Origin of the sequence: Mycobacterium sp. (genome assembly GCF_035653355.1) — a bacterium.
Lineage (GTDB): Bacteria > Actinomycetota > Actinomycetes > Mycobacteriales > Mycobacteriaceae > Mycobacterium.
In genome coordinates this window covers 1-6,095 of the sequence record NZ_DASRBZ010000591.1, presented here as the reverse complement: position 1 = coordinate 6,095, position 6,095 = coordinate 1, and the positions used below count along the sequence as shown (strand labels likewise).

General features: G+C 68.2%; 5 protein-coding genes. All 5 read left to right on the top strand.

Going from position 1 to position 6,095, the window contains the following annotated elements; genetic code table 11:
* The coding region (locus VFA16_RS20380; protein ID WP_324969568.1) for a M56 family metallopeptidase at positions 1–695 on the top strand (695 nt) is incomplete at its 5' end.
* A gap of 111 nt (positions 696–806) precedes the next feature.
* A complete protein-coding gene (gndA, locus tag VFA16_RS20375) occupies positions 807–2,264 on the top strand; it encodes an NADP-dependent phosphogluconate dehydrogenase (protein ID WP_324969567.1) in 1,458 nt (485 codons plus the stop codon).
* A gap of 135 nt (positions 2,265–2,399) precedes the next feature.
* On the top strand, positions 2,400–3,836 hold the full coding sequence (locus tag VFA16_RS20370) for a GuaB1 family IMP dehydrogenase-related protein (RefSeq protein WP_324969566.1): 1,437 nt from the start codon (positions 2,400–2,402) through the stop codon (positions 3,834–3,836).
* A gap of 58 nt (positions 3,837–3,894) precedes the next feature.
* The gene (locus VFA16_RS20365) at positions 3,895–5,259 is read left to right on the top strand and encodes a hemolysin family protein (RefSeq protein ID WP_324969565.1); all 1,365 of its coding nucleotides are present in this window, start codon (positions 3,895–3,897) and stop codon (positions 5,257–5,259) included.
* The coding region (locus tag VFA16_RS20360; protein ID WP_324969564.1) for a hemolysin family protein at positions 5,259–6,095 on the top strand (837 nt) is incomplete at its 3' end. The genes VFA16_RS20365 and VFA16_RS20360, both read left to right, overlap by 1 nt.

Genomic DNA, 6,095 nt, shown 5'->3' with positions numbered 1-6,095 from the left:
GGACGCTGTACGTCGCAGTCTTCGCGCTTACTGTGCTGGTCGGCGCCCGGCTGGCGATCGCGGTGCTGAGAGTGGCGATTGGCACGCGACGACGCCGCGCCCACCACAGGATGCTTGTTGATCTGCTCGGCGCTCGGGCTGGGGCGCCCGCACAGACGGGCGCGCGGGCGCGCGACCTGCGCATCCTTGGCGTGGCGCAACCGCTCGCATACTGTTTGCCCGGGGTGCGTAGCCGCGTGGTGCTCAGCGAAGGGGCACTGACCGCCCTGAGTGACGCCGAGGTCGCGGCGATACTCAGCCATGAGCGCGCACACCTGCGGGCGCGGCACGACCTGGTTCTCGAGGGCTTCACCGCGGTGCACGCCGCGTTTCCCCGATTGGTTCGCAGCGCGGGCGCGCTCGACGCCGTGCAGCTGTTGGTCGAGCTGCTCGCCGACGACGCGGCGGTGCGCGCCGCGGGCCGCGCTCCCCTGGCCCGGGCGCTGGTGGCGTGCGCATCCGGGCGGACACCGTCGGCGGCGTTGGCCGCAGGCGGGCGCAGCACGCTGGTTCGCGTGCGCCGGTTGTCCGGGCGCGGCAACAGCCGCATGTTGGCGGCGGCTGTGTATGCCGCCGCCGCGGCCGTGTTGGTGGTGCCGACAGTAGCGCTGGCCATACCGTGGCTCATCGAGCTGCAGCGACTGTTCATCGCCTAGCAAGACGTCTAGCCTGACGGCTTGGGGAATACCTCCGGAGAGCCCAATCCCGCTGTGCCACAGTGTTCGGTGAAAGGCTTGACGAAAGCCCCGAGCCTGAGAGGCAAATAGATGAGCTCGTCGCAATCCACCGCTGATGTCGGCACCGCACAGATCGGGGTCACCGGCCTGGCGGTGATGGGATCGAACATTGCCCGCAACTTCGCCCGCCAGGGCTACACCGTGGCACTGCACAACCGGACCGTCGCCAAGACCGACGCCCTGCTCGAAGAGCACGGCTCTGAGGGCAAGTTCGTGCGCACCGAGTCAATCCCGGAATTCCTTGCCGCCCTTGAGAAACCGCGCCGTGTACTGATCATGGTCAAGGCTGGCGACGCCACCGACGCGGTCATCAACGAACTCGCCGACGCCATGGAAGAAGGCGACATCATCATCGACGGGGGCAACGCGCTTTACACCGACACCATCCGCCGTGAGAGAGCGATGGCCGAACGGGGCCTGCACTTCGTCGGCGCCGGCATCTCCGGCGGCGAGGAGGGCGCGCTGAACGGGCCATCGATCATGCCCGGCGGGCCGGCGGAGTCCTACGAATCGTTGGGCCCGCTGCTCGAAGAAATCTCCGCCCACGTCGACGGAGTGCCCTGCTGCACCCACATTGGGCCGGACGGCTCCGGGCATTTCGTCAAGATGGTGCACAACGGCATCGAATATTCCGACATGCAGCTCATCGGCGAGGCCTACCAACTGCTGCGCGACGGCTTGGGGCTGACGGCACCGCAGATCGCCGACGTGTTCAGCGAGTGGAACAAGGGCGATCTGGACAGCTACCTGGTCGAGATCACCGCAGAAGTGCTGCGCCAAATCGACGCCAAGACCGGCCAACCGCTGGTCGACGTCATCGTCGACGAGGCGGAGCAGAAAGGCACCGGCCGCTGGACCGTCAAGTCGGCCCTGGACCTGGGTGTCCCGGTGACCGGTATCGCCGAAGCGGTGTTCGCCCGCGCACTATCGGGATCGGTGGCCCAGCGCAAGGCCACCACCGGCCTGGCGGCAGGCCGGCTCGGCGAGCGGCCCAGCGACCCCGACACCTTCACCGAAGACATCCGCCAGGCCCTGTACGCCTCGAAGATCGTCGCGTATTCGCAAGGGTTCAACCAGATCCAGGCCGGCAGCGCCGAATACGGTTGGGACATCACACCGGGCGACCTGGCGACGATCTGGCGCGGCGGCTGCATCATCCGGGCGAAATTCCTCAACCGCATCAAGGAAGCCTTCGATGCCGACCCCAACCTGGTCAGCCTGCTCGTCGCGCCGTATTTCCGCAGCGCGGTCGAATCAGCGATCGACGGCTGGCGCCGCGTGGTGTCCACCGCTACCCAACTGGGTATCCCGATTCCGGGGTTTTCCTCGGCGCTGTCGTACTACGACGCATTGCGCACCGAACGGCTTCCAGCGGCGCTCACACAGGCGCAGCGGGACTTCTTCGGCGCACACACCTACGCCCGCATCGACGCGCCAGGCAAATTCCACACATTATGGGGCGGCGACCGCAGCGAGGTTTCGGCCTAGGCCGTCCGGCGCCGATGCAGAGGGAAGCGATGAAGAGAAGCCGGACAATCGAGCCAGGCCGGCGCCGATGCAGAGCGAAGCGATGAGGAGAAGCCGGACAATCGAGCTGACGCGACGAGGAGCACCGCGACACCGATGAGGTTTCTGGACGGGCACCGGCCCGGCTACGACTTGACGTACGACGACGTGTTCATCGTGCCGAACCGTTCCGACGTGGCGTCGCGTTTCGACGTCGATCTGTCCACTGACGACGGCGCCGGCACCACGATCCCGGTAGTGGTCGCCAACATGACCGCCGTCGCCGGCCGCCGAATGGCTGAGACGGTGGCCCGCCGCGGCGGCATTGTGATTCTGCCGCAAGACCTTCCGATCACCGCGGTGCAACAGACGGTGGAATTCGTCAAAAGCCGGGACCTGGTCGTCGACACGCCCGTAATGCTGGCCCCCGACGATTCGGTGTCGGATGCAATGGCGCTGATCCACAAACGCGCCCACGGCGCCGCGGTGGTCGTCTTCGAAGGCCGGCCGATCGGGCTGGTGACCGAATCGGCGTGCGTGGGCGTGGACCGCTTCACCCGGGTGCGTGACGTCGCCACCACCGACTTCGTCACCGCCCCGGTGGGCACCGACCCACGCAAGGTGTTCGACCTGCTCGAGCACGCGCCGATCGACGTGGCCGTGTTGACCGCACCCGACGGCACTTTGGTGGGCGTGCTGACCCGCACCGGAGCCCTTCGTGCCGGGATCTACACCCCGGCCACCGACGCGGCCGGCCGGTTGCGCATCGGCGCGGCAATCGGCATCACCGGCGAGGTCGGCGCCAAGGCGCAGGCGTTGGTCGAGGCCGGCGTCGACGTGCTGGTCATCGACACCGCGCACGGACACCTGGTCAAGGCGCTGGACGCGATCAAGGCCGTCGCGTCGCTCGACCTCGGCGTACCCCTGGCCGCAGGCAACGTGGTGTCCGCCGAGGGCACCCGCGACCTGATCAACGCGGGCGCGAGCATCGTCAAGGTCGGCGTCGGCCCCGGCGCGATGTGCACCACCCGAATGATGACCGGTGTGGGCCGCCCCCAGTTCTCGGCCGTCGTCGAATGTGCCTGCGCAGCAAGGGAAATGGGTGGTCACGTGTGGGCCGACGGCGGAGTCCGCCATCCGCGCGATGTGGCGCTCGCGCTGGCGGCCGGCGCGGCCAACGTGATGATCGGCTCGTGGTTTGCCGGCACCTACGAATCGCCCGGCGACCTGATGCGCGACCGCGACGACCGACCATACAAGGAGAGCTACGGCATGGCATCCAAGCGGGCGGTGGTGGCTCGCACCGCCGCCGACAGCGCCTTCGACCGCGCCCGCAAAGCGTTGTTCGAGGAAGGGATTTCGACGTCGCGGATGGGGCTGAACCCCGACCGCGGCGGCGTCGAGGACCTCATCGACCACATCACCTCCGGGGTGCGTAGCACCTGCACCTACGTCGGGGCGTCGACCCTGGCGGAACTGCACGAGCGGGCGGTGATCGGGGTCCAGTCGGCGGCGGGTTTCGCGGAGGGTCACCCGCTGCCGTTCGGCTGGTGAAAAGACACCGTCCCGGCGCCGGGCTCCCTCAGCGCATCGTGCGACCGGCGAGTCGCGGATGAGCGTCGTCATCGTCGTGCTGAGCCTGCTGGCGATCGTGGCGCTCACCGCCGGCACGGCGATCTTCGTGGCGGCCGAGTTTTCGCTGACCACGCTGGAGCGCAGCACGGTCGACGCCAACGCGCGGGGTGGGACGCGTCGTGACCGCTACGTGCAGCGCGCGCACCGCACGTTGTCGTTTCAATTGTCCGGCGCGCAGTTGGGTATCTCGATCACCACGCTGGTCACCGGTTACCTCACCGAGCCGCTGGTAGCCGAGCTGCCGCACCCGGCCTTGGACGCGTTCGCGATATCGGACCGGGTCGCCGACGGGATCATCGCGTTCGTCGCTTTGGTGATCGTCACCTCACTGTCGATGATTTTCGGCGAGCTGGTGCCCAAGTACCTCGCGGTGGCACGCCCGCTGCCCACCGCACGCGCGGTCGCGGGACTGCAGCTGCTGTTTTCGGTGGTGTTCACACCCGCTATCCGGCTGACCAACGGCGCCGCGAACTGGGTTTTGCGCAGGCTGGGCGTCGAACCGGCCCAGCGGCTGCGCTCGGCCCGCTCCCCGCAGGAATTGGTGTCGCTGGTGCGGACGTCGGCGCGCAGCGGGTCACTGGATCCGGTCACCGCGGCGCTGGTCGGGCGGTCGCTGCAGTTCGGCGCCTTGACGGCCGAAGAGCTGATGACGCCGCGGTCGAAGATCGTGGCGTTGCAGATCAACGACACCGTCGCCGATCTGGTTGCCACCGCCGCCGAGAGCGGGTTCTCGCGCTTCCCGATAGTCGACGGCGATCTCGACCAGACCGTCGGCATCGTGCACGTCAAGCAAGTCTTCGAGGTGGCGCCTGCCGACCGCGCGCGCACCAAGCTCACTGCGGTGGCGCAGCCGGTCGCGGTGGTGCCCTCGACGCTGGACGGAGACGCGCTGATGGCCCAGATCCGCGCCAATGGGCTGCAGGCCGCGCTCGTCGTCGACGAGTACGGCGGCACCGCCGGAATGGTCACCGTCGAGGATCTCATCGAGGAGCTGGTCGGCGATGTCCGCGACGAGCACGACGACGCAACCCCTGATGTGGTCGCGGCGGGTAACGGCTGGCGGGTCTCCGGGCTGTTGCGCATCGACGAGGTGGCCGCGGCCACCGGCTACCGCGCACCAGAGGGCCAATACGAGACGATCGGCGGGCTGGTGCTCCATGAGCTCGGCCACATACCGGCAGCCGGCGAATCGGTCGAGCTGACGGCGTTCGAACCGGACGGCCCGTCGGACAACTCGATTCGCTGGCAGGCGAAAGTGGTCCGAATGGACGGCCGCCGCATCGACGTGCTCGAGTTGACCGAGTTGGGCCGCCGCAACGGCCACGGTGAGCGAGGCCGTTGATGCGCGACATCCTCGATGTGCTGCTGACCCTGCTGCTGGTCGGGGCCAACGCGTTTTTCGTGGGCGCCGAGTTCTCGTTGATCTCGGTGCGTCGCGACCGGCTGGAAGCCCTCGCCGAGCAGGGCAGGGCAAGCGCGGTCACCGTGATCCGGGCCGGCGAGCGGCTGCCGCTGATGTTCGCCGGGGCGCAGCTCGGCATCACGGTCTCCTCGATCCTGCTGGGCCGCCTCGGAGAACCCGCGGTCGCCGATCTGCTACGGACACCGTTGGCGCTGCTGCACGTATCCGGTGCGCTGCTGCACACCGTGTCTTTCGTGGTCGCGTTGGCGATTGTGGTGACGCTGCACGTGCTGCTCGGCGAGATGGTGCCCAAGAACATCGCGATCGCCGGCCCCGAGAAGGCGGCGATGCTGCTGATTCCGCCGTACCTGCTCTACGTGCGGGCCGTGCGCCCGTTGATCGCGTTTTACAACTGGAGCGCCAACGCGATCCTGCGGCTGCTGCGGGCGCAGCCGAAAGACGAGCTCGACGTGACGGTCTCCACGGTCGAGCTCAGCGAGATGATCGCCGAATCGGTGTCAGAAGGCTTGCTGGATCACGAAGAGCACACCCGGCTGACCCGGGCGCTGCAGATCCGCAATCGGGTGGTCGCCGATGTCGCGGTTCCCATCCACCACGTTCGCGCGGTGCCGGTGGCCGCGGCCGGCCGCGGGCCGACGGTCGGCGCGATCGAAGAGGCGCTGGCCGAAACCGGCTACTCCCGATTTCCGGTGGCCGACCTCGGCGGCACTTTCATCGGCTACTTGCACATCAAAGACGTGCTGTCACTGGGCCTC